Source organism: Litoreibacter ponti (genome assembly GCF_003054285.1).
In the GTDB taxonomy this organism is placed as follows: Bacteria; Pseudomonadota; Alphaproteobacteria; order Rhodobacterales; family Rhodobacteraceae; genus Litoreibacter; species Litoreibacter ponti.
This window is the reverse complement of the sequence record NZ_QBKS01000002.1, coordinates 516,252-541,310: the sequence shown is the minus strand read 5'-3', so window position 1 is coordinate 541,310 and position 25,059 is coordinate 516,252. Positions and strand designations below refer to the sequence as shown.

Genomic DNA, 25,059 nt, shown 5'->3' with positions numbered 1-25,059 from the left:
TCCCCGGATATACCGGCCTGTATGTCGCCGATGCCACGAGGTTCATGGCGGGTGCCTTTTTATTGAACATGCTGACGCGTCCAAGAGACGTGCGCGAATTTCTCACGCGTCTCAAGACGTGCGCATCCGATCGTCCGCTTGCGTTCCGGCTGAGGCAAGAGGGCATTCGTACGGCAATCATTTCCTTCTCAGAGGTCGTTCCGGCGCTGCGCAGCGGCTCCTGCGATGTCTTTGTCGGTACCAATTTTCGTCTCGCTCAGCTCGACAGACGTCTAAATTCGGACAATGGCCCGTCGGACGACGTCCCGCCACGGCAACCGGACGATGCGCCCGATGACGACGATGTCGTGGTTGACCGCACGCCCCCACAGATCACCCCGGTTCAGCAGGTTTTCGAAGGGAAAGGCCGCAGCATCAGGGTGAATGCCCGGATCACAGATACTCAAAGCCGAATTCGCGAGGCCTTTGTCGTCATCGCAGGCGGCGGGCGGGTGCGCATGTCGGCGTCTCAGGGCTCGTCCGACTATTCCGCAGCCGTCGAGCTGCCGCGTGATTTCAACGACCGGGTGGTTGCAATCGTGGCCACGGACGCCGCGAATAATTCCGCTCGATCACGGGTCACTCTGCGGCTTGTGCCGTGGTGCGGCCCCCGGACAGTTGTCTCGCGCGCGTTGGTGCAGGACGTGCAGGAAAACCTTGCATGTGTCGGGATATCACCCGGTGGGGCGGACGGCGCGCTTGGCCCCAGAACCTGCGAGGCGATCGGCGGCTTTCTGAAGGATAGGATGGACAGCTTCGATGCGGGGCGCATCCGATGGGACACCCTGCAGCAGGATTTGCGCCGTGCCTGCCTTGCGGCGCAGCCCGTGCAACTGGAGGTCCCGGACCGGATCGAGATCGACCGCGCGCAAACGACTGTTGCGGTCGGCCTGCGTCAACCGGGGCTCACCCAGTCCATTCGCATCGCCGGACCCGCGGTCGGCACACAAACGCGGCCGTGGCGCGGGCAGCCTGTGATCTTCGATATGCCGATGCCGTCGCCCGGTCAGGATGCCGCCTACCGGGTGCAAGCGCTGGGGGCCGAGGGAAATGCGCTGGATACAGCAACCCTGCGCCTGATCCGGCCACCGGCTTTGATCTCCGTCCAGCCATCGGGGTCGGTCACGGCGACAGGCGCGCGCACCGATTTCGCGGTTTCGATGACGCGCGGGGCATCGGCTGTGGCAAGGATCGAGGCGCGGCAGCCCGGCGCGAGTCCTGTTGGCCAGGTCTATGCTGGGGGCTCGCTTATCCTGTCGCTGCAATCTCCGGCCCCCGGTGCGTCGCAACAGGTTTCATTCGTGGCGCTGGATCGCAGCGGAAACGCCTTGGCCCGGCAGTCCGTCACCTTCAACGGGCCCGAACCGGTTGTGCCAACGCAGCTGACGTTGGAAAGCCTGTCCGGCAATATCGTGGACGGTGAAACGGTGCGCTTGCGGGTGGTTTTGGAGAGCCCGGGTGCGGCAAGTGAATTGGTCATCCGCGGCGGGCAAGGCATGGCGGAACTCGCGCGCGCGCCGGTGGGCGATAGGCTTTGGGACACGACCCACGATTTGCCGCCACCCGGTGAGACAATTGCGTTTCAGGTTCAGGCGCTCGATCGCTCGGGCAAGCCCCTGGCCGAGGACGCGGTGCGGATTGAGCGGGCAGGGGTTCTCATGGAAGTTCAGCCATCGGGCGTGTTCGAAGCAGACACGGACGGCTTGACGGTTCAGTCTCGGGTAACTTCTGGCGCAGACTGGATCGGCACGATCGTCGCGCGGGTCGCGGGGCAAGACCTGGTTCTTGGCGAAAGCGCATTGGTGCAAGGACAGGGCCGCATACGGCTCGACATGCCGCAGCCCGGGGACACGCAAACAGTCGAGATCCTGGCAATAGGCCGAGACGGACGGCCTTATGCGGTCGAGCAGATCAGTCTGGTCCGACCCGCGCGTGCGCCTGCATTGCCTGTCACTTTGGTTGTAACCTCGCCCGACGGCTTTGCCATCGACGCGCAAAACACGCGCCTGGCGGTACAGGTCGTAAACCCCGCCGACACGGCGGTGATTGTCGTATCCGAGCCTGAAAGTGGTCAGGTGCTGGAGCGGATCCGTTACTCTGGTGGTGACTGGCTGGGGCAGGTGCCGATGCCAGAGGCCGGCGCGCGGCTGCCCTTGGTCATTGAAGCACAAAACGTGAGCGGGGAGACCCTTGCGCAGTCCCGGATCATACTGACGCGGCCAGCGGCGCCACGTCTCGCGGTCCCAAATCTGGCCTGGATCGGCGCGCTGATCCTCGTGGCGCTCGGCATCGGCTATCTGGGCGCCAGACTTGGTGGCCGTGGCCGCAAAAACTCCGCCCCCGATGTTACCGTACCGCCCCCGCTGCCGAAGATATTCGCCGAGCACGATCGCAACCCGATCCGTGAGCTCGACCCCGTGTCCCCGCCCACACTTATGCTGCACGTGGAAGAGGGAGATGCGCCTGAAATCAGGATCGAAATGGCCGAAGATTTGGAAGTCGAAGAAGGAACCTCGCTATGAGCAGTGCCGCATCAGAAGATCCCAAGGTCCTGTCGAACGCTTTGCCCGAGGCGCGCCTGCAAGAGGTCGTCGAGGCCGTCGGTCAAGCGATGATGAAAGGCGAGGCGGGCGTGGGCCTGAAGGCGATCGATCCGGACGGCGCGACCCTGAAAACCGCGATCGAAAAGGCAGTTCACGACGCGTTGGCAATCTCGCCATTCAAAGAGTTGGTCAAGGCATGGAAAGGGTTCGGGCAGGTCATGGAGTTGACCGGAGCCACAGGCCCCGAAGACGGCAAGCCCCGGCATGTCGCGATTGCCTCTCATACGCTCAAGGCCAGCTTCAAGCCTCATATCGTGATCGAGCTCGGCAAGCTCGTCGAGGTTCACAAGCTGCCTGTGCCGGTGACGTTTTCCCTGAAGGTCGAAGGGCTGATTATCACCGTCACAGACCGCCGCATTGTCGCAATTACTGCGGGCCGCGCGAAACCTTCGGTCACCGTAAAGGTCGAAAGCGTCACGATACTCAAAGAAGATCTGCCTTCGATTGACTTGCCGTGGGAATTGAAGTTGCAGGATGAAGATGCAGAGGCGGCGTAATTCAATTATTTCTCACCAAGTGAAAATTTTGCGGTTTACTTTTCTTTCAAATTTCTCCGAAGTTACCTCGGAGATAGATATTTTTGGTTGAGGCAAGTTAAAAGTTTGTCTGCATCCGAGGATGCTATTCATCGTTTTTTTGGTGACCCCGATCGCAGTCATTTCTGCGGATTTCTGAAGTCTACTCGGTCATCAGGGCGAGAGAATCGGCTGGGATGATTTCTGGATCGTGAAATAAATTCTTGCGTAAACTTGACCCGATTGGCGCGCATATTCCCCAATAAAATATGGCCTATTCCTCAGCTCGTTTTCTACAGAAAGAACAGCGAGCAAAGGTGCGGAAACGCGTCTTTTTTAGCGCTAACGTGCTCACGCAAAACCTGCTCGAAACGACGTGAAGATACGCATTGGTCTGCAATCCAAAAATTGGGGGCGTTGTTTTGATCTCACTTTTATGTTATCATTTTGAAATATTCCTTTACATCATTTCTGGAGGTGCGACATGGCGCGTTCGACCAAGAAATCATCCAAAAAGGGAGAAAAATTTTCCTTTGCAAAACCCGGAGTTGTTAAAGGAAAAGAGAGTAACGGAAAGCTCGCTCCACCTGAAAAAATTTATGCAAATGTTTCGCCCCATTCCATTGGCGGGGTGTCGATGTTTGATGCCGGGTACAATGTTTTAGCCTCGACGGCTGCTGCGTTTACGTCCGAGGAATCCTTGCTGATGGCTGCTGCCGAACGGCTGCGTCAGGTCGGCTTCGAGGTGCTTCAGATCACCGAATCCACCATCAACATCGCCGGATCACCCAAGACCTACGAAAAGGCGTTCGGCGCGCCCATCGAGGTGCACCAGCACGAGGTGATAAAAGAGTTCGGCATTGAGGATAAGGCGGAATTTCTCGATTGCCCGAACAGTGACATGCCCGGGCTGATCTCGATGCAGGGCACCGAGTTCGAAGGCCTGATCGAGGGCGTCGCGCTTGAGGAGCCGCGCTACTACATGGCGGCCAATCCGTTCCCGCCGATTGTCGATTACTGGCATCACCAGGTCCCCGCCGGGATTTCGCTGGCCTGTAACGCGGACCGCGCGCACAGGGCCAACATAACGGGCCGCGGAGTTGTCGTGGCGATGTGCGACAGCGGCTGGTTCCGCCATCCGTTCTTCACCGCGCGCGGATACCGGTCAGACAATGCCATTCTTGGTCCGGGCGCCTCCAACCCGGCCGCAGACGAGAGCGGCCACGGCACCGGCGAAAGCGCCAATATCTTTGCGCTCGCGCCGGATGTGAGACTGAAGCCGGTCAAGATGAACTTCGTCAATTCCATCGGTGCGTTTAACGCAGCCGTGGGTCTTGGCCCTGACATCATCACCTGCTCTTGGGGCTCGTCGATCCGGAATGGCCCGCTTTCGGCTGCGAATGTGGCGCTGGCCAATGCCATCGCTGCTGCCGTCGCGTCGGGAATTGTCGTGGTGTTCAGTGCCGGTAACGGTCATTGGGGCTTCCCCGGCCAGCACCCGGATGTGATCTCCGCTGGGGGCGTGTTCCAGGATGAGAACGGCAATCTGCGTGCGTCAGATTATGCTTCCGGCTTCGCGTCCAACATCTATTCCGGCCGCAACACACCTGATCTGTCCGGCATCGTCGGCATGCGTCCCGCCGCGAAGAACATCATGCTTCCGGTCGAGCCGGGCGACAGTATCGATGTCGGCAGCGCCGGTGGGTCACACCCGAGCGGTGATGAGACGGCGTCGAACGACGGGTGGGCGACCTTCTCCGGGACGTCGGCGGCAGCACCGCAACTTGCGGGTGCCGCGGCGCTGATCAAGCAGGCGTGCGAGCGTCTGACGCCGGCCGAAATCCGCGATATCATGATGGATACGGCGCGTGATGTGACGACCGGTCGAAACCACCCCAACTTCAACCATCAGGCGACAACAGGTCCGGATCTTGCGACAGGTCATGGTTTGATCGATGCCCACCGGGCGACGCTGCGGGCGCGGTTGCGCTGCCGCACGATTACGCCGATCTCACGCGGCCCGATCACCCCGATCTCACGCGGCCCGGTCACGCCGATCACGCGCGGGCCGGTTACGCCGCGCGCTCCGATCACACCGCGTGGCCCGATCACTCCGATTAGCCCGCGCGGTCCGATCCAACCGGTGCAGCCGGTTGGCCCCGTGCGCCCGGTTCAGCCGATCTCGCCAGTGCGTCCGATTACCCCGGTCAACCCGATCCGACCCGTGGGCCCCGTGGTGCGCGCCGATGAGGCCGAGATGGAGGCCGCTGAGTACCACGAAGCGCAACTTGCCGCCGAACAGCAAGCCGGAGCCGATCTGACCGAGGAAGAGTTGGAAACGCTTGAGGACATGGTGCGCAAGGGCCAAGTCGATCCCGATGAGATTTGATCAGGCCTCGGGCGACGGTCCTGCCGGATTGTCGCCCGCCCGAAAGCTGCGCACGCTGTTGCTTTCGATGCCGTTCGGAGCCGTGGATCGCCCGGCATTGGGGATCAGTCTTCTGAAAGCGCAACTCGAGGCGCGGGGGTTTGACTGCGATATCTCCTACCCGTTTGAACACCTGATCGCGCGGATCGGGGTCGAGGATTACAAGTGGCTGACCGACGAAGTGCCCTACACCTGCTTTGCGGGCGACTGGTGCTTCACGCTTCCGCTCTATGGCCGTCGTCCCGATGCGGATTGGGCCTATGTCGACGAGATCCTGCGCGGTGAGTGGCATATGAGCGCGCAGGACATTCGCCGGATCGTGGCCGTGCGCGAGGCGACGCCCGCCTTTCTGGAGGACTGCCTCGCCGCCTATGATTGGGCGAGCTACGATGTGGTAGGGCTGACCTCGACCTTTGTGCAAAACCTGTCGTCGCTCGCGCTGGCGCAGCGGCTCAAGGCGGCTCACCCACACCTGAAGATCGTCTTCGGCGGTGCCAACTGGGAAGACGACATGGGCGCGGCGTTGTTCGAGTGTTTCCCGTTCGTCGACCACGTCTGCCGGGGCGAAGCGGACAAAAGCTTTCCGGACCTGATTGCGGCCCTCTCAGACGGCAAGACCGCGCCCGCCATTGCCGGGGTCCTGTCGCGCGGCGCGCATGGGCTGCCAGCGGTACCGGTCACGGAGTTGGACAATCTTCCCTATCCCGACTTTTCTGACTATTTCGAGATGCATCAAAACACGGCTCCGGACCAGACGCCGGTCTTGATGATGGAGACATCTCGCGGGTGCTGGTGGGGCGCGAAACATCATTGCACGTTTTGCGGCCTGAACGGGCAGGGCATGGGGTTTCGGGCCAAATCCCCTGATCGCGCCTTGGCCGAGCTGCGCCATCTGACCGAGAGCTATGATGTGCCCCTTGTGTCGATGGTCGATAACATCATCGACATGCAATATTTCGGAAGCTTCCTGTCGGAGCTGGCGCGCGAGCCGTCACCGCCCGCCCTGTTCTATGAGACCAAGTCGAACCTGTCGCGATCTCAGGTGAAGGGGCTTGCGCTTGCCAACGTGCAGACCATCCAGCCCGGGATCGAAAACCTGTCGGATCGGGTGCTCAAGCTCATGCGGAAGGGCACAACCGCGCTGCGCAACATTCAGCTTCTGAAGTGGTGCCGCGAGTTGGGTGTCTCGGCGGAGTGGAACATCCTGTACGGCTTTCCCGGCGAGACGGACGACGACTATGCACAAACGCTTGCATGGTTGCCCGACCTTGTCCATTTGCAACCGCCCTCCGGCGGTGGACCCGTGCGCATTGATCGCTTCAGCCCGTATTATCAGACACCGGACGCGTTCGGGCTGAAGAACCTTCGAGCCATGCGCGTGTTTGCGCACCTGTATCCCTTTGAAGATGAGATGCAGCAGCGGATTTCTTGCTACTTCGAGGTGGATTACGAGGCGTCGCAAGCCTCGCCCGAACTCGTGCACGAATTGATGACGGGCATTACGCAGTGGCGCGAGACCAAGAGAGGCTCGCTGAGCGTTCATGACACCGGGCAGAGTTTGAAGATCTACGACACCCGCGCAGGACGATCGCCCCGCAAGCTGACTCTGTCTGGCAAAGAGCGCCTGATCTATTTGGCGTGCGACCGGGTCGCCAGCGCGTCGCTTGTGTGCGAAACCTTGGCACGTCACGGTGTCGGGGCCTTCAAGAGGGCAGATGTCGAGGCGTATCTGAGAACCCTCGTCGACAGCGGATTGATGATCGAAAAAGACGGATCCTACCTGGCGCTTGGGATATATGACAAGTTTCCGGTAGGATGGGACGAAGCGGTCAGTCACGAAGAGATCGCCGCAGAATAGGGCGTCGATGGCAGATTTGGGAATACTCATCAGTGCAGTTGTTCTGTTGGCGGCGGATGCCGTAACCGACGACGCTGCTGCGGCGTTCAAAGATCTTGGCTTTGAGCCCGATATTGTCGCCGAGCGCACCTTGCTGATCTCGGGCTCGGAGGTGCTGTTTGAAAGTCGGTTTGATACGGACATCTTCATGTCGGAGGATGGCCTGCGCAGCCTCAACAAGGACGCGTCACCGTTGCTCGCCCGAAGCCTTCCGGTCGATGCGCTCGCGCCTGAACTGCGTCGCCGCGTCATGGCGATCGAGTTCGAAGCATCACGGGACTTCGGGCCCGTCAGTTTCGACCAAGCCACCACTTCTTCAGGACAGGAGGCTGCAATGCCCACGATTTCCGCTGCGGTTATTCTTAAAAACCCGACCGACACACAGACGGCCGCCGACGGCTTCGGCCAACTTGGCTTTGAGGTCGCGACCATAAGCGATGGCGTGTTGCTTTTGACAGGAGAGGTGCCGGTCTTCGAGAAGGGCTTCGGGACCGACCTGACCGTCGATGAGGCCGGGGCACAGCGCAATCTGGACGGCGAGATGACCCGTTCCTTGCCGATGGAGTCCCTGCCGACATCCTTGCGCGACATGGTCTCTGAGGCGGAATTCGAGGCACCGCCAGATTTTGGCCCCGGAAATTTCTGATGCGACGTCTGGCCGAGCGACATGACACAACGGATGTCTTGGTCGGCAGACGCCCGCCGCCGTCGCCGTTGATCCAGGCAGGCGGCGCGTTGGTGATCCCCGATCTCCTTTCTGGGGGCTGGTTCAAAGCCTTGCGCCGTGAAGGGTTGGCCAATCGGGCAAATGCGACGGAACAGAAGAAAGACCATTCCGATCCCGGCGATTGGCGCACGGGCGATCCGGCGCGATATCTGGCCAGCGCCGAAGCGGGTCCGATCCTCGATCAAATCTACGCCGACCGCGGATTGATCTCGAAATTGTCCGGGCTGGCCGGGGGCAGGCTGCAACCGACCGGCACGCGGGGCAGCTTTTCGTATTACGATCGTCCCGGCCATTTTCTGGGCCTGCACCGCGACATCAAAACCTGCGACGTGACATTGATCACGTGTCTGGAGCGGACAGAAGGCACTAAGCCGTCGGGCGCTTTAAGGCTTTACTCAAAGTTCTTCCGCGCCCCTCTGGAGCGCGTCGACCGCAGGGGTCCACATCGCGATGTGAACATGAAGGCTGGCCAATCGGTGCTGCTGCTTGGTGGCTGTATCCCGCACGAGGTCCTCCCCGCAGCCCAAGGATACCGCCGCGCAATCAGTGTGTTGTGTTTTGAGATGTAGAGAGATGCCGCTTTCTGAAAGCGGGAACCTGTGGTGATCGTGCTTGGTCCGGTCCATATCGCTCATGCACCATCGTCAAAAACTGGCCGCCGAACGCATTTTGAGAGCGTCCGATTTCCAGAGCTGGACCATATCTCTCCTGCGTCGACCGGTGCCTAACGCTCGGCACGGGCCACGTGACAAACACCGGCCGCTTCACCCGAAAAGCGAAATATCTTGCAGTATAGGCGGGACGGTGGTGAGAATGAGGGTGTCATTGGGGGGATGGCCGGTGTCTTGACCGGCTGACAAAATAACAAGGATCGCTGTGCAGCGTCCACCTCCAGTGGCGGTATGGCGGGTCTCGCGCTTGATGGTGCGGCCCGACGCTTAAGGGAGGAATAATCTTGAAAAAACTAACGACGACTTTTGCCGGATCGCTGATCGCGTTTGCGGCCTCATTGGGTGCGGCGCAGGCGGACAAGCTGACGCTCTACTGCTCGGCGCAGGAAGACTGGTGCCAGCTCATGGCGCGCAGCTTTGAGGATGCCACCGGTATCGACGTGAACATGACCCGCAAGTCATCGGGTGAGACCTTTGCGCAAATCCGCGCGGAAAGCGCGAACCCCAAGGGCGATGTCTGGTGGGGCGGCACGGGTGACCCGCATCTGCAGGCCGCCGAAGAAGGCCTGACCATGGAATACATGTCGCCCATGCGCGACCAGCTGCATGACTGGGCCATCAGCCAGGCCGAAAGCGCCGGCAACAAGACCATCGGCATCTATTCCGGTGCGTTGGGCTATGGCTACAACACCGACCTTTTGGCGGCCAACAGCCTGCCGGAGCCCGCCTGCTGGAAAGATCTGCTGAAGCCCGAATATAAAGGCCATGTGCAGATGGCGAACCCGAACTCTTCAGGCACCGCCTACACGACGCTCGCGTCCATGGTGCAAATCTTCGGCGAGGAGGAAGGCTTCGACTTCATGAAGGGCCTGCACGCCAATATCAACCAGTACACCAAGTCCGGATCGGCCCCGATCAAGGCGGCGGGCCGTGGCGAGAACACCATCGGTATCGTGTTCATGCATGACGCGGTGAAACAGGCGGTCTCGGGCTTCCCGGTCAAGGTCGTCGCACCTTGCGAGGGCACTGGCTACGAGATCGGCTCGATGTCGATCATCGATGGCGCGCGCAACGAGGAAGAGGCCAAGAAGTTCTACGACTGGGCGCTGAGCCCGGAGGCGCAAAACCTCGCGCTGGAAGTCAACGCCTTCCAGGTGCCGTCGAACACCGGGGCCAAGACGTCCGAGAGCGCGCCTGATATGAGCCAGATCAAGCTCATTGACTACGACTTCAAGAAGTACGGCTCGTCGGACGAACGCAAGCGTCTGTTGCAGAAGTGGGATGAAGAGGTGTCAGTCCTGCCTCAGTAAGTGACCGCTTCCGTTACAAAGACGGCCCATCCGGTTCTGATCTTCTGGGTCATTGCCGGGTGGGTCGGATATTGCCTGCTGCCATGGTACATGGTCGAGGACGGCCTGTGGTCGTTTGAATGGCTTGTAGACGGCTATCCGTTTGACGAGGACTATGCGCCCGCCGCCTTTCTGATCGCGCAGGCAGAGAAGCTTTGGCTCGCGCCCTTGCTGATCCCGCTTGGCCTGCCGCTTCTGGTGCTGGGTAGGCCGAAGTCGGACCCTCTTTATGCCCGCATTCTGATCCTTGCCGGTGTGCTTGGTTTCGGATGGCTGATCGCACAAGGGTTTTCAATCGGCATCCGTGGCTTCAACTTCGACTGGCAAGAGGCCCTGTTCGGAGATCTGAAGACACGCCAATTCGGCATGGGCTACGGCGCGATGATCTGCGCGTCGGCCTTTCTGTTCATTCTGACCCAAGGCATCGCCGCGCGCGGCGCCATCAACGGGGATGTATTCGTGGTCAGCGCCATTGGCGGTGTGATCACCATCGTCACCGCCTTCGTCTTTTTCCCGATTGCGAAGATGCTGTTCGCCGCCTTCGTGACCGAAGATGGGGCCTATTCGCTTTCAGTCTTTGCCGCAAAGTTCTTCGATGACCGGCTTTGGGGGTTGGGCTGCCTGTGGGGCGCGAAATGCGGGGCGGCCTGGAACTCGCTCTTCCTTGCCCTGCTTGTGGGTTTCATCACGACGGCGCTGGGCTTGTGCTTCGCTTTGGTCGTCACGCGGTCCGGCTTCCGGTTCAAACGGGGTATGCGCGCGCTGACGGTGCTGCCGATCATCACGCCGCCCTTCGTCATCGGATTGGCGCTGATCCTGTTGTTCGGCCTGTCCGGATCCGTGACCGTGTTCTTCGCCGATCTTTTCGGGATACAGCCCACCCGCTGGCTCTACGGCATGCCCGGCGTGCTGATCGCGCAAACGCTGGCGTTCACGCCCATTGCGTTCCTCGTTCTGATTGGCGTGGTCGAGGGTGTGTCCCCGTCGATGGAGGAAGCTGCGCAGACGTTGCGCGCGAACCGCTGGCAGACGTTCCGCACGGTCTCGTTGCCCCTGATGCGGCCCGGGCTGGCAAATGCCTTCCTGCTTGGGTTCATCGAGTCCATGGCCGATTTCGGCAATCCGCTGGTGCTTGGCGGCAATTTCGACGTGCTGTCGACCGAGATTTTCTTCGCCATCGTCGGTGCGCAATACGACCAAGGCCGCGCGGCTGTGTTGGCGATGGTGCTCTTGTTCTTCACCCTGTCGGCGTTCTACGCGCAGCGCGCGTGGCTGGGAAAGAAAAGCTACACCACCGTATCCGGCAAGGGCGACGCAGGCGTGCACCCTTTGATGCCGGGCGGTCTGGCGATCCCCGTTCTGACCATCGCCATTGGCTGGGCGTTGTTCACGGCGGTGGTCTACGGCATGATCGTCTATGGCAGCGTGGTGCAGCTATGGGGTGTCGATAACTCGCTGACCTTCAAGCACTACGTTACCGCGTTCTCAGTCCGTTTTGAGGACGAAGGCATCCGCTGGACCGGCGCCGCGTGGGACAGCTTCTGGACGACCATCACCATCGCGGCCATTGCGGCACCCTTGACCGCTGCCGTGGGGCTCGTCACCGCGTACCTGCTGACGCGGCAAAGCTTTGCGGGCAAGAACGCGTTCGAGTTCGGCACGATGCTGTCCTTCGCGATCCCCGGCACCGTCATCGGCGTGAGCTACATCCTCGCCTTCAACGTGCCGCCGATCGAGATCACCGGCACCGGCGTGATCCTTGTCGTCAGCTTTATCTTCCGCAACATGCCCGTGGGCGTGCGCGCAGGCATCGCGTCGATGTCGCAGCTGGACAAATCGCTCGACGAGTCCTCTCTGACCCTTGGCGCCAATTCCTGGCAGACCTTCCGGCGCGTGATCCTGCCGCTTCTCAGGCCCGCGATCCTGGCCGCGCTGGTCTATAGCTTCGTGCGAGCCATGACCGCGATCTCGGCGGTGATCTTCCTTGTCTCGGCGGAGTATGACATGGCGACCAGCTACATTATCGGGCGGGTCGAGAACAACGATTACGGGCTTGCGATTGCGTATTCGACCAGCCTGATCTTCGTCATGTTGAGCGTGGTTCTGATCATGCAGCTGATCATCGGGCGCACGCAGATCGGGCGGCGCATGTCGCAATCGCGGACCAATGTTTGAGGTGACACCATGAAAATCAGCTCCAAGGCCGCCCCGGTCAGGTTCGAAGGCGTCGGCAAGACGTTCGGTAAGGACGTGGTGGCGGTCGACAGCATCGACCTGCAGATCGATGCGGGCAAACTGGTCACCCTGCTGGGCCCGTCGGGCTGCGGCAAGACCACGACATTGCGCATGATCGCGGGGCTTGAGATGGCCACCTCCGGCCGCATCCTGATCGGCGAGCGCGATGTGACGCGGCTGCCCGCAACCGACCGGGACGTATCGATGGTGTTCCAGTCCTACGCGCTGTTTCCGCATATGAGCGTGCTGGAGAACGTGATGTACGGGCTGACCTTCTCGGGCTTTGACAAGGGCGAAGCCCGGTCCCGCGCCCTGGCCGGGTTGGAGCTGGTGGGGCTCAAGGGCTTCGACGGGCGCCTGCCCAGCGAGCTGTCGGGCGGACAACAACAGCGCGTCGCTGTCGCCCGGGCACTCGTTCTGGAGCCGCAGGTTCTGCTGTTCGATGAGCCGCTTTCAAACCTTGATGCGAAGCTTCGTCGACAGGTCCGCGAGGATATCCGCGCCATCCAGCAGGATCTTGGCCTGACGGTCGTCTACGTCACCCACGATCAAGAAGAGGCCCTTGCCGTCTCCGACGAGATCGTCGTGATGCGCAACGCGTCCATTGCGCAGATCGGCACGCCGCGCCAGCTCTATGACGCGCCGATTGACCGCTTCGTGGCCGATTTCATCGGCGAGGCGAACCTGATCGACTGCACCATCGTACGCGTCGACGGCGATCAGGCGACGATCGAGATCGAAGGCTATCGCCACACCCTTCCGTCCCGTGATCTTCCCCCGGGGCCGGCAACACTCGCCGTGCGCCCGTCGCGCATCGTCATTGGCAGTGACGCAGGCATCAGCGCGACGGTGACAAAGGCGACCTATGTTGGCGTGCGGATGGAATACACGCTGACCGGCGCGTTCGGTCAGGTTTTTGCCGTGCAGGACAATGTGGACGATCCGCTTGAGACCGGCGCAGAGGTCAAGATGACCTTCGCGGATCGCGGCCCCGTGCTTTTGCCGGAAGGCTGATGTGGGCAAGCTGATCATCGTCTCCCACCCCGAAGTCGTGATCGACCCCGGGACAGAGATCACCGATTGGGGCCTGAGCGAGATCGGACGCAGGCGCGCGACGGCATTTGCCCAAAGTGATGTTGTAGCGGCGACACGCGCGATCTGGTCCAGCACCGAAGCGAAGGCGGTGGAGACTGCGGACATTCTTGCGGCGGCGCTTGACCTCTCCTTCACCACTGAGGCTGCTTTGGGCGAAAACGATCGCAGCGCCACCGGCTTTTTGCCGCGTGATCAATTTGAGTTGGCGGCAGACGCGTTCTTTGCGAACCCAAAGATCAGCTATCAGGGTTGGGAAACGGCCGTCGCGGCGCAGGCGCGTATCCGCCGGTCGGTCGGCAGTATCGTGGGCGCCCATGACCACGGAGATCTGGTGATCGTGACGCATGGTGCGGTGGGCACGCTGCTGTGGTGTCATTATGCCGGCGCGCCCATCGACCGAAAGTTCGACCAACCCGGGCAAGGTCATTACTGGATCGCTGATCTCGAAACGCTCAAACCGGAGTGCGGATGGCGCGCGTTGAAATAACGTCTCCCGTCAGTCCCAAGGGCCTTCGCAGATAGCCTTCAACGCATCAAAGACATCCGGTGTGCCGGCGATCACGCGATCGCCATCTTTGATCATTTCGCTGACATCTTGGTCCTCGATCACTCCGCCCGCCTCGGCGATCATCAATTGACCGGCCAGACAATCCCAAGCGTTCATGTGCTCTTCGACATACCCCAAAAGCCTTCCCGCGGCGACGTAGGCCAGTGAAAGCGCACCGCTCGCGTTGCGGTGGTAGAGCGCCCCGCGTTCGACCAGGGCGGCGATCACCGGGATGACATGCGCGGCTTCCACGCGGTTCGAGTAGCCGACAGAGACCGTACCGCTGTCCAAGGCAACCCCAGAGGCCACGCGCATGGGCTTGCCGTTCAGCGTCGCTCCGGCCCCGCGTTCGGCGACATAGGTCTCGTCCACGTTGGGCTCGACAATCACCCCGAGCTGGGTCTGTCCGTCCGACACACCGGCCAGCACGATGGTCCAGGCCGGAATGCCGTTGACGAAGTTCGTCGTCCCATCAATCGGATCGATCACCCAGTCGAAGCCGCTGGAGCCTTTGGTCGGCTCGTGCTCTTCGCCGAAGATCCCATCGTCGGGAAAGGCCTCGGCGATCTTCTTGCGGATGAAGGTCTCGACGTTGCGGTCGGCTTCGCTGACCCAGTCCTGCGCGCCCTTTTGATCCACGACCAAAGCGTCCCGGTCGGCGAAATATCTAAGCGCCAGCGCGCCTGCGTCCTTCGCGGTTGCGATTGCGAATTCTTTCCGGTCCGAGAAATTGGTCACGGGCACATCCACTCTTTGCTACGCCTCAACTGATAAAGGACCCGCGGCAGGAACACAAAGCCACTGCCGCACGTGCGGGCGCGAAACGGAAGTTTCTTACGCTGCTTTCAGATCCCCTGCCTCGCTTGCCGTTTGGCTTGAGCGCAGGCACAGCCGCAGCAAGGGCGGCACGGTCAGAAGGGTCAGAAAGGCGGACATGGACAGCCCCCCGACCACGACGGCCCCCAAGCCGCGGTACAGCTCCGAGCCCTCGCCGGGGAACAGGATCAGCGGCAGCATTCCCATTACCGAGGTCAGCGTCGACATGAAGATCGGGCGGATGCGGTTTCGCGTTGCCTCCTCAATCGCATCGACGGGCGACATGGACTCCTCGCGCAGATGATAGAGCGCCTGATGCACGATCAGGATGGCGTTGTTGACCACGATGCCCACCAAGATCACGAAGCCCAAGAGCGTCAGCATATCCATCGGTTGCGTCTGATAGAGGTTCAGCAGGGCAAGCCCGCCTACGCCGCCGGCGGCGGCCACAGGCACTGCAATCAGGATCACCAGCGGCAGCACGAAGCTTTCAAACAGGATCGCCATCACCAGAAAGACGATGATCAGAGCGACGATCAGGTTGATCTGGATCGCGTTCCAGGTCTGGTTCAGTTGGTCCGCGGTGCCCGATACCGACAGCCGGATGTCAGAAGGCAGGCCCTGCGCCTCCAAGGCTTGCACGACCTCGGTTTCCAGAAGCTCCACCGCGGCCTCCAGCGGCAAGGCGTCGGAGGGGCGGACTTCCAGCGTGACGGTGCGCAGACGGTCGCGGTGGCGGATCTCTGTGGGGCCTGCCGTCAGGATCACGTCGGACAAGGCCGACACCGGCACGATCTGCCCGTTGGGCGTCACGACGGGGTAGCGCCCGACATCCTGCGTCCGCAAGGCCTGCTGCACGGAGCGGTCACCGCGCAGCACAAGATCGATGCGCTCGGCACCGACGGTGACCTCGGCCACCCGCAAGCCATCATTGAAGGCGTCCACCGTCGCGGCCAGCCCGGAGCTGTCGAGACCTGCATCCGCCAGACGCTGGCGGTCCGGGATCAGTCGCACCTCCGGCGCGCCCAGCTCCAGCCCCGGGATAGGTCGGAATTGGTGGCCTTCGGAGCGTGGCAAGAGACCCGACACCATACCGGCCGCTTGCCCGGCGACGGCAAGAATTTCATTCAGGTCCTGCCCCGAGACGTTCAATTCAATCGTGCGCCCACCGCCGACGCCGCGGCCAAAGAGAGAGGGCTGCGTCATGAACCCGAATGTGCCCGGCTCCGCAAAGATGGGGCGCGACAGCACCGGGATCAGCTCACCCGCCCGCGCGCCGTCAACGGCGCTGGAGCCCACGAATGAATTTCCGGGCGTGGCGACGAAGAAGAAATTGTCGATGGTCGGCGTGCCGTCTTCGGTTTGCTCGTTTGGGGCGGCTTCCCACAAGGGGCGCGCGACGGTTTCGATCCGCTCGGCGATGGTTTGGGTGGTGTCGAGGTTGTAGCCGGGCGGCGGAATGATCAGACCGAAGACCAGATTGCGATTGCCCTCCGGCAGGTATTCAAGGCGCGGCAGAAAGGTGATGCTCGCCAAAACCGCGCCCCCGGCAATCGCCCCCACCATCAAGAGCCCGAGCGTGCGCGAGCGGACGGTCCAGCGCACGTACACCATTACCAACGCGCGAAAGCCGCCCGCGATGTGGTCGATGCCCCAAAGCCGGGTTGGCGTCTGGTCCTTGGCGCTGAGCAACCGGGAGGCCAGCGCCGGGATCACGGTGACGGCGACCACGAGCGACAGCAAGACCGACACCGAAATGGCGACGGCAATGTCGCGAAACAGCTGACCCGCCTCAAGCTGCATGATCAGGATCGGCACGAACACCAGCACGGTCGTGAGCGCCGACACGAGGATGGCTCCCCACACCTGCCGCGCGCCTTCGAAGGCTGCTTCACTGCGCGATTTGCCCTGTTCTCGCAGTCGGAAGATGTTCTCGAGCACAACGATGGCCGCGTCCACGATCATGCCCACGGCGAAGGCGATGCCCGCCAGCGAGATCACGTTGAGCGTGCGTCCCGTCAGCGCCATGACCACAAAGGTCGCCACGATCGACACCGGGATTGCCAACGAGACGACCAAAGTGGCGCGGGGTGAGCGCAGGAACAGCATCAGGATCAGCGCCGCCAGCGCGCCGCCAACCCAGATATTCTGTGTCACAAGGCCGATGGCGCCGTTGATGTAGATCGTCTCGTCATAGACTTGCTCCATCACCAGCCCTGCGCCCGCCACCGGGCCTTCAGCAAGCTGAGCAAGGACGATGCGGATCTCTTCCATCACCGCGATCACGTTGGCGCCGGACTCGCGGACGATGTTGAACGCCAGCCCCGGCTCGCCGCGGAAGCGCAGCCGCGTCGTCGCATCCGTGTAGGAGAAGGCTACCTCCGCCACATCAGCCACACGGACGAGGCCCACCCCGCCTGTGGCCGCGCCAGAGCGCAGCACCACGTTGCGGATGGCATCTTCGGTGTTCAGATTGCCCTCGGTCCGGACCACGTAGCGGCGCTTGCCCTCGTCCAGATCGCCTGCGGAGATAGAGATATTCTCTGCCCGAAGGACCCGGACGACCTCTGGCACGGTCAGGTTGTAGCGCGACAGCCGCAAGGGATCGACGACGATCTGCAGCTCTCGCGTGACGCCGCCAAACAGGTTGACGGCGGACACTCCCTCGATGCGTTCCACGCGGTCCTTGACCGTATCTTCGATGAAATCGCGGAAGGTCCCGATGTCGCGTGTGTTGCCCTCGGCCGCGGTCAGGATGACCCAAGCAATCGGGCTGTCATCGGCGCCGGAGGTGTTCAGCGTCGGCTCGTCGGCTTCTGCCGGGTAGCCACTGACCCGATCGAGCCGGTTCGACACAAGCAACAGGCTGTCGCCCATATCGGTGCCTATTGCGAATTCGAGCGTGACTTCCGCGCGCCCGGTCCGGGACCGCGACGTCATGATTTCCAGCCCTTCGAGCCCGCGCAGGGCTTCCTCCTGCAAGTTCACGATCTCGCGCTCGATTTCGGACGGCGCGGCCCCGGGCCATGCGGTTTCGACCACCACGATCGGCTTGCGAACATCGGGCGCCAGCTGGATCGGGATCCGGCTGAGCGCAATCGTGCCAAACAGGATGACGATCAAGACGGCGGCCATGACCGCAACGGGCCTCTCGATTGCGAAACGGATCGGGTTCATCAGTTGGTCTCGATCGGTGTCGGGTTAATATCTTGGCCCGGGCGAAGTCGCTCATTGCCGCGCACGACCACCTGATCGCCTGAGACAAGGCCGTTGACGACCTCGTACCGGTCGCCCGCCGGAGCGCCGATCTCGACCTGACGCGGTTGCGCCTTGCCGTCGACCGCCACAAAGACGGTCCATCCGCCCTGCGCCTGCACCAATGCGTCCTTCGGAACCGACAGGACATCCCGCGCCTCGCCGACCGGGACATCGACCGTCAGGGATTGGCCTACTGCCAGATTGCGCATGTCGCCGAGGCCTGAGGCGGAAAACCGGACGGCGCGCGTCCGGGTCGAGGCGTCTTCCACGGGAAGGATCGCGCGGAGTTCCAGCTCAACTGTGGCTCCGGTCTCAAGCAACCCGTTCATCTGCTGCCCCGGTTGCAGGTCCGCCACGAAGCGCGCCGGGATGCCCGCTTCGATCTCGAACGAGCCAGTATCAAGGATCGTCACGACGGGTGTGCCGGCCTGAATGAAGGCGCCGGGGATCGTCTGCACCTCCAGAACGATGCCCGAGAACGGGGCGCGGATGATGCTGCGGTTGAGCTGATATTCGGCCTCGGCCAGCTCGGCGCGGCTGCTGTCGAGCCGGGCCTGCGCTTCTGCAAGCTGCGCGCGAGCGATCTGGACCTCGGATTGGGAATCGTCGAACCGGCCTTGCGAAAAGGACGCCGAGTCGCGCAGCGCACTCACCCGTTCAAAGGAAACCTGGCGGCTGTTCAGCAACGCCTCGCTTGTGGCGACGCTGGCCTGTGCCTCTGATATCCGCGCGCGGGCTTGGCGGACTTGGATCGTCAGAAGCTCCTGGTTCAGTTCCACAAGAACGTCGCCTTCTGCGACCTGTGTTCCTGCCAAAACGTGGATCGTCTCGACGCTTCCCGCGACACGGCTGGCGACCGCACCGTTCCTAGCTGTGACGATCTCGGCAAAGACCGGCACGGTTTCCGAAAGGGTGCGCGTCTCGACGGTCTGGACGCCCACCGCCGACGCGCGGCCTTGCGCGTAAGCGGGCAGACCGCTCAATACGCTTGCGGCGAATGCCGCCGCTCCAAGCAGGGATCTCAACATGGTCACTCTCCAGCCTTACACCCCGGTGACATAGAGCGGACGACGCGTTTTCCATTGGTCCCGCGATCAATTGCGCGACAACCAGCGGCGGCGGTCATTCCATCTTCATGGCTTCGGTCTCGATGCGGATGCCGATTTCGTCTCCGACAAGACCGTTTGCGACGCCGTATGTCATACCGAAATCACTGCGCAGGATCGTGGTGGTCATTGACAGGCCCAGCACCTCGCGCCGATGTCCGAACGGATACTCGGCCACCTTGTTCAGGGTCACATCCAGCGTCACCGGCCGCGTCTGCCCAAGGATTGTCAGATCACCCGTGACGGTGCCGGATGTATCGCCCGTGGGCGTGCCACCGGAGGCGACAAAGGTAATTTCAGGGTGATCGGAGACGTTGAGAAAGTCCGTGTTGCGCACATGACCGTCGCGCGCCTCGTTGAATGTGTTGACCGACCCCGCATCGATGGCCACCGCCACATCTGCAAGCTCTTGGGTATCCACGTCATACATGAAGCTGCCCTGCAGATCGGTGAAAACGCCGAGGGTCTTGGCGAACCCGATATGATCCACCGTGAACGAGACCGCCGTGTGGGTCGGGTCAAGCTCGTAGCGCGCCATGTCGGCATGAGCTGCGATAGCGGAGGCTGCGAGGAAGGTCGTGGTGGCGAGAAAGCTGCGCATCATGTCATTTATCCCTTTGATCGGAGCGGGTTTCGGGGCCAGTGAAGATCGTCACCGCATGGGCGCGGTCTAGATATACTGCAGCTTGATATAGGGCAGCGCGTACAGAAGGCAGGTGTGATCGGATGCAGGGCACGCAACTGAGATGTGCGACATGGAATGTGCATCGCGCGAAGGGGCATGACGGGCGGGTCGACCCCGGTCGGGTCGTCGCAGCACTAGAGCAAGCCGTGGCGCCAGAGCGCCCCCAAGTTCTGGCCTTGCAGGAGGCCGATGGCGAATGCAGACCCCATGCCAGCATCTTCGACATGGCTGATATCGAAAAGCGCACGGGCCTTGAATACATCCATGGCCCGGACTCGCGTTGGGGCGATGACAGCGACGGATTTCTGGGCACCATCCTGTTCCTGTCGCCCGGGATGCGCCGGACGTGGATGGACGTGCTGGATTTGCCGGGCCATTGCCATCGCGGGGCCGTGTCGGTTGAGGTCATGCACGAAGACCGCCCGCTTCGGATCATCAGCACCCATTTGTCGCTGTCTCAGCCCCTGCGGGTCGTGCAGATGCGGATTATTGGGCAGTATGTGCGCCGCAGACCTGCTATGCAGACGATCTTGCTGGGGGATTTGAATGAATGGCGGCCCTGGGGTGGCATGATGTTCAATCGCGCTTTGACCGGAATGGATTTGCAAGGCCCGGCCTGCCGCAGCTTTCCCAGCTCTCGGCCGCTGTTGCCGCTCGACCGGATCATGACCGATGGTGCGGGTCAGGTTCTGGACATGCGGGCCGTCAGAACACGCGAGGTGGTCGAGGCCTCGGACCACCTTCCGCTGGTCGCGCGGGTCACAATTCGCTGATGTAAGTGAATAATCCGAGGTCTGGCGCGTAGACTTAGGTGTCCATCGGGCATTTCTGACCTAGATCAACCTCGTATCGGAATGGAAGATTTCATGCTTCGCAGCACGCCGCATCTTTTCGACCAACCTCGCCACGGCCGCTCTGTTCTGGGTGGGTTTCTCGGCGTTTCGGCCCTGCTGGCTTTGGCCTTGGTGGTGGCGTCACAGCTAGTTTTCGGGCAGGCACTGGTGCCGTTTGCAGCGTTCGCAATCGCGATGACCTTGGCGGTTTTCGGTCTTGCCCAAGGCTATCCGCACCGGGTTCTGGGCGCGTGCAATGTCGTCACGCTTGTACGGCTGGCCATGGTCGCGTTTCTCTCCGGCGCGCTGGTCGCGCCGGACGCATCGGAGTGGGTCTTCTTCGGGGTGGCCAGCCTCGCCTTCGCGCTGGACGGTCTGGATGGCTGGCTGGCGCGTCGATCAGGGTTGGTCTCCGATTTCGGGGCCCGGTTGGACATGGAAACGGACGCCGCTCTGGGCGCGGTGATCGCGACATGGGTTCTTGTCAGCGGGACGGCCGGGGCCGAGGTGCTGGTCCTCGGCTTCATGCGCTACGCCTTCCTTGCGGCTGCGTTTTTCGTTCCCGCCTTACGCGCGCCGCTGCCACAGGCGTTCCGGCGCAAGGCGATTTGTGTTGTGCAGATCGCGGCCTTGCTGATTTTGGTGTTCCCCCTGACGCCCGGCACCTTGGTGGTCCCCGTCAGTGTTGCGGCGGCCCTGCTTCTGACCTGGTCCTTCCTAATTGACACCGTGTGGCTCTTGAGGCGCGCTGCATGACGCGCGTCTTGGGTCTTGTGCTGGCCACGGCCATGCTGTTCGGCGTGCTCGTCTTGCCGAACCATCCTGGCACGATGACCTGGGGGGCCTTGAACAGATGGCCGTTGGAGCTGCCGGTGCTTGTGCTTGGCATGATCGCCATCGGACGGCTCTGGGGCGTGACCTATGGGGTGGCGCTTCTTTTGCTCGCGGCTGTCGTGATCAAGCTTGCCGATTACGCGATGTTCAGCGCCTTCAATCGCACGTTCAATCCGATCCTCGACACTTTTCTCATAGGCGCGGGTCTGGGCCTGCTGCGTGACAGCATCGGTGGCGCATTGACGGTGCTGGCGGTCCTCGCATCTTTTGGGCTGCTGGTGCTTATGTTCATCGCGCTCGAGCGCAGTCTGCGCGCGTGGGCCGGCCTGACCAAGGCCCCCACCGCCCGGGTCGTGGCCGCGAGCCTTGCTCTGCTTTGGGCGGGGTGGGCTGCGGCGGATATCGGGCACCACCTGGGATACTGGAAATTCAAGGACAGCCCGCCGGGCACCGCGTGGACCACGCGCTTGACGCTCAAGCGCGGGATCGAGCTGCAGCAAACCGCAACCGAGCTCGCGCGCTTTGCAGAGCGGGCCGCCGACGACCCTTACGGCGATGCGACGGGCCTCTTGGGCGCGTTGGACGGACGGGACGTGATCGTGATCTGGATCGAAAGCTACGGGCGGGCCAGTTTCGACAATCCGCTTTATGCGCCTACGCATCTTACAACATTGCGCGCCGCCGAGGCCGACATCGCGCGCACCGGGATGGCGATGCGCAGCGGCTGGCTAACCTCGCCCACCGCAGGCGGGCAAAGCTGGCTTGCCCATGGCGCCCTGTCCAGCGGGCTTTGGACCTCGGACAACGGTCGCTACAACGCGATGCTGGCGAGTGGCCACAAGTGGCTTTTCCACTTTGCGCAAAACGCGGGCTACCACACGACCGCGATCATGCCCGCGATCACGGTCGGATGGCCCGAAAGCCTCGCCATGGGCTTCGACACGGTCATCCCCGCCGCTGACATCCCCTATAAAGGTGCGCGTTTCCGCTGGGTGACGATGCCCGATCAGTTCACGCTTGCGCGCTACCGGGATCTTATGCCCAAAGATGGCCGCCCGAATTTTGTGCAGATCGCCCTGATCTCGTCCCACGCGCCTTGGACGCCGATCCCGGATATGATCCCTTGGGAAGACATCGGCGACGGGACGGAATTCAACGAGATGGCACAGCGCGGACCCTCCCCCAAGGTGCTTTGGCGTGACCGCGACGCCGTGCGCGACGCGTATCGTCGCGCCGTCGACTATTCCCTGCGCGCGACCCTGTCCCATGTGTCCCACCTTGGCGCAGATGCGCCGCTTGTGATCGTCGCGGGCGACCATCAGGCGGCGAGTTTCGTGGCTGGCAGCGAGAACAAGGATGTTCCGGTGCACATGATCGGCCCCTCGGACATGCTGGAACGGATAAGCCACTGGGGCTGGACCGACGGGCTTGTCCCGGATGCGGATAGCCCGGTGCGGCGGATGGACAGTTTCCGCAATGATTTCCTCGACGCGTTCTCAAAGACGCAGGTGGTGGAGCGATGAAGGCCCGCGTTCTGAAATTCGCCGTATCCATTGGCTGCCTGCTCGTTTTGTTGCGGTGGGCCGACCCGACCGCGGTCTTCGCGCAGCTGAGCGGAGCGGAACCCGTGTGGATTGGGGCTGCTTTTCTGGCGCTTACGGCCGCGACGTTTTCCATGGCAGCCCGCTGGCAGATCGTGGCCAAGGCGTTCGGGCTGCATTTCAGCTACCCGTTTGCGCTGCGGGAATACTACCTCGCGCAGCTGATCAACACGTCCCTGCCCGGCGGTGTCGCAGGAGACGTCACCCGGGCTGTACGCGCCAGACGTGCCGCTGATATGAGCAGCGCCGCGCTTTCGGTCATGGCAGAGCGGATGCTTGGCCAGGTGACAATTTTCGCGCTTATGTTCGTCGGGTTTGCTTTCGTTTTATTCTGGCCTGACGGTTCGGGATGGGCGCGTCTTGGCTGGATTGTCCTTTCGTCGATTGCGGTCGGAGCGGCGGTGATTTTGGCATTGGCCCGGCGCGACGGCGCCACTGCCGCGTTTCTTCGGACAACTATGGCTCAGCTCAAATCACCTCAGATCTTGCTGCACAGTGCCGTCACGTCTTTCTGCCTGATCTTTGCCTTCTACGCCTGCGCGCAGGCGATCGGCACAGAGCTGTCTTCGAAAGCCTTTGCGACCGTTATCCCCCTTGTCCTGAGCGCCATGCTTGTGCCGTTATCTGTCGGCGGCTGGGGCTGGCGCGAGGGGGCTGCGGCCGCGCTTTTCCCGCTTGTCGGCGCGCCTGCCAGTGCGGGCATCGCCACAGGCATCCTTTACGGGGTCGTCGTCTTCATCGCGGCGCTCCCGGCGGCGTTCCTGCTGGCGGCGTCGCAAAACATTGAACCCTTCACACCAAAACGAAAGCCTGATCTCTCATGACCCAACCCGTTCATCTGACCCGCCGTTTCTTCCTTCAGACCACCGGCGCCGGTGTTGCAACCGCCGCAATGGGCCTGCCCGCCCTGGCCGCGACATCGGTCAATTTTCAGCTCTCATGGCTTCATTCCGTGCAGTTCGGTGGCAGCTACATCGCGGCCAAGAAGAATTATTGGGCGGATCAGGGGCTCGACGTCTCGCTGAGCCAGGGCGGTCCCAACGCCCCGGTCGAGCCGCCGGTGGTCTCGGGTGCGGCCCTGGTTGGCATCTCCGCCGCGGATTACACCGCGGCTGCCGTGGCCCAAGGCGCGCCGTTCAAGATCATCGCCGTGGCGATGCAGAAGAACCCGTTCGCCATCGCCTCCCTTGCGGGCAATCCGGTCAATGCGCCCGCTGATCTGGTCGGCAAACGCATCGGCATGGCTGTTGCCAATACGCCGGTCCTGCAGGCGCTGTGCACCTTGAACAATGTCGATATCGACGCCATTGAAATCGTGCCGACCCAGTACGACCCCGCCCCCCTTGTCAGCGGTCAGGTGGATTGCCTGCTGTGCTGGGAAACCGATCTGCCCGTGGCGATGACCGTGCAGGGGGTGGACAACACAACGATGCTGATGGCCGATCACGGCTACGCTTTGCACTCCCAGACATACATCGCGACCGAAGACGCCATCGCCAACCGCCGCGCGGACCTGATTGCGTTGCTCAAGGGCGAGGTCATGGGCTGGAATGACTACGAGGCAGACACGGATGCCGCCGCCGCCCTGACCGTCGAGATGTTCCCGGATGCGGGCCTGGAGCTGGAGACCCAAAAACTGCAGGCCGCGCGGCAGGTGCCATTGATGTTTTCCGATCTGACGGCCGAGAACGGTTTTGGGTGGTTCACGGACGAGACGGTCGCGGCAAATATCGAAACGCTCGCCCTTCTGGGGCGCGATGTGTCTGCGGACCTGTGGGATCGATCGCTTCTTGAAGAGGTGCACGGCTAGTCAGCACCCA

The 25,059-nt window shown here is 62.1% G+C and carries 19 protein-coding genes; 15 read left to right on the top strand and 4 right to left on the bottom strand.

What is annotated here, in order from left to right; all coding sequences use genetic code 11:
• Positions 1 to 68 precede the first annotated feature (68 nt).
• The 10 genes from C8N43_RS16530 to C8N43_RS16485 all read left to right on the top strand — a co-directional run bounded on the left by C8N43_RS16530 (position 69) and on the right by C8N43_RS16485 (position 14,046).
• Positions 69 to 2,561: a hypothetical protein gene (locus tag C8N43_RS16530; RefSeq protein WP_158269997.1), complete on the top strand. Its 2,493-nt coding sequence runs from the start codon at positions 69 to 71 to the stop codon at positions 2,559 to 2,561.
• Complete coding sequence (locus C8N43_RS16525; RefSeq protein ID WP_107846850.1) at positions 2,558 to 3,139, top strand: hypothetical protein; 582 nt, start codon at positions 2,558 to 2,560, stop codon at positions 3,137 to 3,139. The genes C8N43_RS16530 and C8N43_RS16525 overlap by 4 nt, the downstream gene beginning before the upstream one ends.
• 724 nt (positions 3,140 to 3,863) lie before the next feature.
• Positions 3,864 to 5,546, top strand: coding sequence for a S8 family serine peptidase (locus C8N43_RS19910; protein WP_211308615.1), 1,683 nt, complete (start codon positions 3,864 to 3,866; stop codon positions 5,544 to 5,546).
• Positions 5,536 to 7,443, top strand: a complete 1,908-nt coding sequence (locus C8N43_RS16515) for a RiPP maturation radical SAM C-methyltransferase (RefSeq protein ID WP_107846849.1) — start codon at positions 5,536 to 5,538, stop codon at positions 7,441 to 7,443. The genes C8N43_RS19910 and C8N43_RS16515 overlap by 11 nt, the downstream gene beginning before the upstream one ends.
• Positions 7,444 to 7,450: 7 nt before the next feature.
• A complete protein-coding gene (locus C8N43_RS16510) occupies positions 7,451 to 8,128 on the top strand; it encodes a hypothetical protein (protein WP_107846848.1) in 678 nt (225 codons plus the stop codon).
• Positions 8,128 to 8,778, top strand: coding sequence for a 2OG-Fe(II) oxygenase (locus C8N43_RS16505; RefSeq protein ID WP_107846847.1), 651 nt, complete (start codon positions 8,128 to 8,130; stop codon positions 8,776 to 8,778). The genes C8N43_RS16510 and C8N43_RS16505 overlap by 1 nt, the downstream gene beginning before the upstream one ends.
• A gap of 386 nt (positions 8,779 to 9,164) precedes the next feature.
• On the top strand, positions 9,165 to 10,190 hold the full coding sequence (locus C8N43_RS16500) for an ABC transporter substrate-binding protein (protein WP_107846846.1): 1,026 nt from the start codon (positions 9,165 to 9,167) through the stop codon (positions 10,188 to 10,190).
• Positions 10,191 to 12,404: an ABC transporter permease gene (locus C8N43_RS16495; protein ID WP_107846845.1), complete on the top strand. Its 2,214-nt coding sequence runs from the start codon at positions 10,191 to 10,193 to the stop codon at positions 12,402 to 12,404.
• A gap of 9 nt (positions 12,405 to 12,413) precedes the next feature.
• On the top strand, positions 12,414 to 13,478 hold the full coding sequence (locus C8N43_RS16490; RefSeq protein ID WP_107846844.1) for an ABC transporter ATP-binding protein: 1,065 nt from the start codon (positions 12,414 to 12,416) through the stop codon (positions 13,476 to 13,478).
• A gap of 1 nt (position 13,479) precedes the next feature.
• On the top strand, positions 13,480 to 14,046 hold the full coding sequence (locus tag C8N43_RS16485; protein ID WP_107846843.1) for a histidine phosphatase family protein: 567 nt from the start codon (positions 13,480 to 13,482) through the stop codon (positions 14,044 to 14,046).
• Positions 14,047 to 14,055: 9 nt separating this feature from the next.
• Here the strand turns inward: C8N43_RS16485 and C8N43_RS16480 are convergent, their stop codons facing one another.
• The 4 genes from C8N43_RS16480 to C8N43_RS16465 form a co-directional block, all read right to left on the bottom strand.
• A complete protein-coding gene (locus C8N43_RS16480; protein ID WP_107847323.1) occupies positions 14,056 to 14,844 on the bottom strand; it encodes an inositol monophosphatase family protein in 789 nt (262 codons plus the stop codon).
• A 96-nt stretch (positions 14,845 to 14,940) separates the two neighbouring features.
• The gene (locus C8N43_RS16475) at positions 14,941 to 18,099 is read right to left on the bottom strand and encodes an efflux RND transporter permease subunit (RefSeq protein WP_107846842.1); all 3,159 of its coding nucleotides are present in this window, start codon (positions 18,097 to 18,099) and stop codon (positions 14,941 to 14,943) included.
• On the bottom strand, positions 18,099 to 19,208 hold the full coding sequence (locus tag C8N43_RS16470) for an efflux RND transporter periplasmic adaptor subunit (protein WP_107846841.1): 1,110 nt from the start codon (positions 19,206 to 19,208) through the stop codon (positions 18,099 to 18,101). The genes C8N43_RS16475 and C8N43_RS16470 overlap by 1 nt, the downstream gene beginning before the upstream one ends.
• Positions 19,209 to 19,302: 94 nt before the next feature.
• The gene (locus tag C8N43_RS16465) at positions 19,303 to 19,890 is read right to left on the bottom strand and encodes a YceI family protein (RefSeq protein ID WP_245913065.1); all 588 of its coding nucleotides are present in this window, start codon (positions 19,888 to 19,890) and stop codon (positions 19,303 to 19,305) included.
• A gap of 122 nt (positions 19,891 to 20,012) precedes the next feature.
• On the opposite strand from C8N43_RS16465, the gene C8N43_RS16460 reads away from it, so the two are divergent.
• The 5 genes from C8N43_RS16460 to C8N43_RS16440 all read left to right on the top strand — a co-directional run bounded on the left by C8N43_RS16460 (position 20,013) and on the right by C8N43_RS16440 (position 25,049).
• Complete coding sequence (locus C8N43_RS16460) at positions 20,013 to 20,744, top strand: endonuclease/exonuclease/phosphatase family protein (protein ID WP_107846840.1); 732 nt, start codon at positions 20,013 to 20,015, stop codon at positions 20,742 to 20,744.
• 93 nt (positions 20,745 to 20,837) lie between these two features.
• On the top strand, positions 20,838 to 21,560 hold the full coding sequence (locus tag C8N43_RS16455) for a CDP-alcohol phosphatidyltransferase family protein (RefSeq protein ID WP_245913064.1): 723 nt from the start codon (positions 20,838 to 20,840) through the stop codon (positions 21,558 to 21,560).
• Positions 21,557 to 23,161 carry a sulfatase-like hydrolase/transferase gene (locus C8N43_RS16450; protein WP_107846839.1) on the top strand — a complete coding sequence of 535 codons (1,605 nt, stop codon included), beginning with the start codon at positions 21,557 to 21,559 and terminating at the stop codon, positions 23,159 to 23,161. Before C8N43_RS16455 ends, C8N43_RS16450 begins: the two co-directional genes overlap by 4 nt.
• Positions 23,158 to 24,063: a lysylphosphatidylglycerol synthase transmembrane domain-containing protein gene (locus C8N43_RS16445; protein ID WP_107846838.1), complete on the top strand. Its 906-nt coding sequence runs from the start codon at positions 23,158 to 23,160 to the stop codon at positions 24,061 to 24,063. Before C8N43_RS16450 ends, C8N43_RS16445 begins: the two co-directional genes overlap by 4 nt.
• Entirely contained in the window at positions 24,060 to 25,049 is a 990-nt protein-coding gene (locus tag C8N43_RS16440) for an ABC transporter substrate-binding protein (RefSeq protein WP_107846837.1), read from the top strand. The genes C8N43_RS16445 and C8N43_RS16440 overlap by 4 nt, the downstream gene beginning before the upstream one ends.
• Positions 25,050 to 25,059 lie beyond the last annotated feature (10 nt).

Bases quoted from the DNA above. Each gene is read 5' to 3' on its own strand.
- C8N43_RS16530 (WP_158269997.1), top strand. From the start codon at position 69: ATGCTGACGCGTCCAAGAGACGTGCGCGAATTTCTCACGCGTCTCAAG.
- C8N43_RS16525 (WP_107846850.1), top strand. From the start codon at position 2,558: ATGAGCAGTGCCGCATCAGAAGATCCCAAGGTCCTGTCGAACGCTTTG.
- C8N43_RS19910 (WP_211308615.1), top strand. From the start codon at position 3,864: ATGGCTGCTGCCGAACGGCTGCGTCAGGTCGGCTTCGAGGTGCTTCAG.
- C8N43_RS16515 (WP_107846849.1), top strand. From the start codon at position 5,536: ATGAGATTTGATCAGGCCTCGGGCGACGGTCCTGCCGGATTGTCGCCC.
- C8N43_RS16510 (WP_107846848.1), top strand. From the start codon at position 7,451: ATGGCAGATTTGGGAATACTCATCAGTGCAGTTGTTCTGTTGGCGGCG.
- C8N43_RS16505 (WP_107846847.1), top strand. From the start codon at position 8,128: ATGCGACGTCTGGCCGAGCGACATGACACAACGGATGTCTTGGTCGGC.
- C8N43_RS16490 (WP_107846844.1), top strand. From the start codon at position 12,414: ATGAAAATCAGCTCCAAGGCCGCCCCGGTCAGGTTCGAAGGCGTCGGC.
- C8N43_RS16475 (WP_107846842.1), bottom strand. From the start codon at position 18,099: ATGAACCCGATCCGTTTCGCAATCGAGAGGCCCGTTGCGGTCATGGCC.
- C8N43_RS16470 (WP_107846841.1), bottom strand. From the start codon at position 19,208: ATGTTGAGATCCCTGCTTGGAGCGGCGGCATTCGCCGCAAGCGTATTG.
- C8N43_RS16465 (WP_245913065.1), bottom strand. From the start codon at position 19,890: ATGATGCGCAGCTTTCTCGCCACCACGACCTTCCTCGCAGCCTCCGCT.
- C8N43_RS16460 (WP_107846840.1), top strand. From the start codon at position 20,013: ATGCAGGGCACGCAACTGAGATGTGCGACATGGAATGTGCATCGCGCG.
- C8N43_RS16455 (WP_245913064.1), top strand. From the start codon at position 20,838: ATGCTTCGCAGCACGCCGCATCTTTTCGACCAACCTCGCCACGGCCGC.
- C8N43_RS16450 (WP_107846839.1), top strand. From the start codon at position 21,557: ATGACGCGCGTCTTGGGTCTTGTGCTGGCCACGGCCATGCTGTTCGGC.
- C8N43_RS16445 (WP_107846838.1), top strand. From the start codon at position 23,158: ATGAAGGCCCGCGTTCTGAAATTCGCCGTATCCATTGGCTGCCTGCTC.
- C8N43_RS16440 (WP_107846837.1), top strand. From the start codon at position 24,060: ATGACCCAACCCGTTCATCTGACCCGCCGTTTCTTCCTTCAGACCACC.